3 protein-coding genes are annotated in these 3,492 nt (G+C 69.8%); 1 reads left to right on the forward strand and 2 read right to left on the reverse strand.

All coding sequences use genetic code 11. The features are described 5' to 3' along the window. Together ACNPM4_RS13940 and hrcA are read right to left on the reverse strand one after the other, a co-directional pair. Window positions 1–812: DnaJ domain-containing protein (locus tag ACNPM4_RS13940; protein WP_448986049.1), on the reverse strand; the 812-nt coding region annotated here is incomplete at its 3' end. A gap of 38 nt (window positions 813–850) precedes the next feature. After that, window positions 851–1,882 (reverse strand): heat-inducible transcriptional repressor HrcA, encoded by a 1,032-nt coding sequence (gene hrcA / locus ACNPM4_RS13945; RefSeq protein ID WP_448986050.1) that lies wholly within the window; start codon window positions 1,880–1,882, stop codon window positions 851–853. Window positions 1,883–1,985: 103 nt separating this feature from the next. Here hrcA and ACNPM4_RS13950 point away from each other — a divergent pair, with 103 nt between their 5' ends. After that, window positions 1,986–3,404 carry a carboxylesterase/lipase family protein gene (locus ACNPM4_RS13950; protein WP_448986051.1) on the forward strand — a complete coding sequence of 473 codons (1,419 nt, stop codon included), beginning with the start codon at window positions 1,986–1,988 and terminating at the stop codon, window positions 3,402–3,404. Window positions 3,405–3,492 lie beyond the last annotated feature (88 nt).

Consider the following 3,492-nt stretch of genomic DNA (forward strand, 5'->3'; position numbering starts at 1 on the left):
TCGGTCATCGACACCTCGAGCGTGGCGAGCAGGTCATCGCCCTCACGACTGAAAGCGGGGTGGGCGTTGACCGTGACCTCGACGTACAGGTCGCCGTTCGGGCCGCCCGCCTTGCCGACCTCGCCCGAGCCGGGCAGCTGAAGGCGAAGGCCGGTCTCGACGCCGGCGGGGATGTCGAGCGAGACCGTGCGACGCGAGCGCACGCGGCCCTGGCCTCCGCAGGTGCCGCACGGGAACGGGATGGTGGTGCCGTAGCCCTCGCACGTGCCGCAGGGCTGAGAGGTCACGACGTTGCCGAGCAGGCTGCGCACCTGACGCTGCACGTGTCCGGAGCCGCCGCAGATGTCGCAGGTGACGGGGGACGTACCCTCCTGGCAACAGGAGCCCTGGCACGTCTCGCACAGCACGGCGGTGTCGACGTCGATGTCGCGGTGCGCGCCGAAGACGACGTCACCGAGGTCGAGCGTGAGACGCACGAGAGCATCCTGTCCGCGCTCCCGGCGCGAACGGGGTCGTGCGCCGCGACCGCCGCCCTGGGAGGCGCCGAAGAACGTCTCGAAGATGTCGCCGAACCCGCCGAATCCGCCGAAGTTGCCAGCGGCGCCGTCTCCTCCGCCCATGTCGTAGCGGCGCCGCGACTCGTCGTCGCTCAGCACGTCATACGCGTGCGTGACGAGCTTGAACTTCTCCGCCGCATCCTCACCGGGATTCACATCCGGATGCAGCTGTCGCGCGAGGCGCCGATACGCCTTCTTGATCTCGTCGGTGGAAGCGTCTCGGGACACCCCGAGAACCTCATAGTGGTCCGCCACAATCGCCTTTCTGCGTGTGTCTTCCGGTCGCGACCGCGTCAGCGGCCGGCCTCGTCTTCGTCGAGCATCCGCGACAGGTAGCGGGCGACCGCCCGCGCCGCCGCGAGATTGCTCGGATAATCCATCCGCGTCGGCCCCATCACGCCGACGCGCGCGGTGCCGCTGGGTGCCGCGTAGTTGCTGGCGACGATCGATGCCTCGCCGAGGCCGAACGGCGCGTTCTCGGTGCCGATGCTGGCCGCGAGCCCGTGCTCGTCGGTCACCATCTCACTCATCAGCCGCAGCAGGGTCACCTGCTCCTCGATCGCCTCGAGGAGCGGATGGATGCTGCCGCGGAAGTCCTGCTCGCGACGGGCCAGGGTGGCTGCTCCCGCCATCACCAGACGCTCTTGGCGGAAACCGCTGAGCTCGTCCATGACGACGCTCGCGATCGCGCGCAGCACGTGATCCTTCGGCGCGTCCTGAACGGCGAGCAGTGCCTGCAGACGGTCGGAGGCCTCGCCGATGCCGTGACCGGTGATCAAGGCGGCCATGCGCGCGCGCAGCACCGCCATCTCGGCCTCGTCGATGGCCTCCGGCAGCTGGGCCACGCGTTGCGACACACCGCCGGCGTCCGTCACGAGGACGATCAGGAGACGATTGCGGGCCAACGCCACCAGCTCGACGTGCGTGACGTGAGCACGTGCGAACGAGGGGTACTGCGCGAGCGCCACCTGACCGGTGAGCTGCGTCAGCACCCGCACGGTGCGCACCATCAGGTCGTCGAGGTCGGCGGGCTCGCCGAGGAACGACTCGATCGCCGAGCGCTGCGCGGACGAGAGCGGCCGCAGCTGCGCCAGGTGATTCACGAAGACGCGGTAGCCCTTGTCGGTCGGCACCCGACCGGACGAGGTGTGCGGCGCCGTGATGAGCTCTTCGTCCTCGAGCAGCGCCATGTCGTTGCGGATCGTCGCCGCCGAGACGCCGAAGGAGTGCCGGTCGACGATGGATCGGCTGCCGACGGGTTCGTGGGTCTCGACGTAGTCCTGCACGATCGCGCGGAGAACCTGGAGTCCTCGCTCTGTGACCATCGCCCTTCCCTTCCGCTGGCACTCGGACGTTCAGAGTGCCAATCCTACCCCGTGCAGCTCGGGATTCTCCGTAGCGCGGATGCGCGACCCTAGGATGACGCTCATGACCTCCTCACCTCAGACCACGTTGTCGAGCGGCATCGTCCGCGGCTCCGCTGAGGAGGGGGTCGACCGCTACCTCGCCATCCCCTATGCCGCACCACCGTTCGGCGAGAACAGGTTCCGCGCCCCACGGCCGGTACGGGCGTGGGAGGGCATCCTTGAGGCGACGCAGTTCGGCCCCACGGCACCCCAGCTTCCCTACGCCGGCGCGATCGGCGAGCTCCTCGGCTCCGTGCATATCGACGGCGAGGACATCCTCACGGCCAATGTCTGGGCGCCGTCCGGGGCCTCCGCGGCGCCGGTGCTCCTGTGGATCCACGGCGGGGCGCTGGAACGGGGCAGCGCTGCTCTGCCCCTCTACGACGGCACGGTCTTCGCGAAAGCGGGGATCGTGTTCGTCTCCATCAATTACCGCCTGGGCTCAGAGGGTTTCTCGGTACTCGAAGGTGCACCGAGAAACCTCGGACTGCGCGACGCCGCTGCGGCGCTGGAGTGGGTGCACCGCGAGATTTCCGCGTTCGGCGGTGATCCCGCGCAGATCACCGCGATGGGAGAATCCGCCGGCGGGGCGATCGTCGCCGGGCTCCTCGCGCGCGACGAATCCCGCGAGCTGATCCATCGGGCGATCATCGAATCCGGACCGTTGGCTGCACAGCCGGCGAAGAAGGCGGGACGGGTGACCGCACAGCTCGCGAAGCACCTCGGGGTCCGGGCGGACCGTGACTCGTTCGCCGCGCTCTCACCCGGTCAGCTGCTCGAGGCGCGGAAAGCCCAGTCCGCAGGCTCGTCCCCGTTGGGCGGAGCTCCCGGCTTCCAGTTCTCGATCGACCCGGAGAGCCTGCCGCGCTCACCACACGAGGTGCTCGGCGACATCGACACGCCGCTCCTGATCGGCAGCAACACCGACGAGTACCGGTTGTGGTTCCCGCCCGCGGCTCTGGCCGCCATCAGCGAGCTGAAGCTGCAGGCGGCGCGGATCCTCTCCCGCATCCCGCAGCGCGCGGTGCGCGAGTACCGCTCGGCCTTCCCCGGGGCGAACACCGGCGAGGTGTTCGGGCAGCTCGTCACGGACATGCTGCTGCGGGCGCCACTGAGTCGCCTGGCGGCTGCGCGGCCGGAGCGCACGCACGTGTACGAGTTCGCGTGGCAGAGTCCGGTTCGCGATCTGCGGGCCGCGCATGCACTCGATCTCGGCTTCGTCTTCGATCGGCTCGCGGACGACGAGACGGTGCGCTTGGCGGGCCACGACGCGCCGCAGACGCTTGCGGACGAGATGAACGCGGCCTGGGTCGGATTCATCTCGAACGGCGACCCCGGCTGGCCGGCGTACGGGCCCGGCCGACAGACGCGGGTCTTCGACACCACCAGCACGACGCTGCCGCAGCGGCGGACCACCGGCATGGATCTGCTCCCGGGGTGAGCCCGACCGGCGCGGGCGCTCAGTCGGTGAGCTCGCGCACCACGGCATCGGCGAGGAGTCGTCCGCGCAGGGTCAGCTGGACGCGGCC

Source organism: Microbacterium umsixpiens (assembly GCF_053543675.1).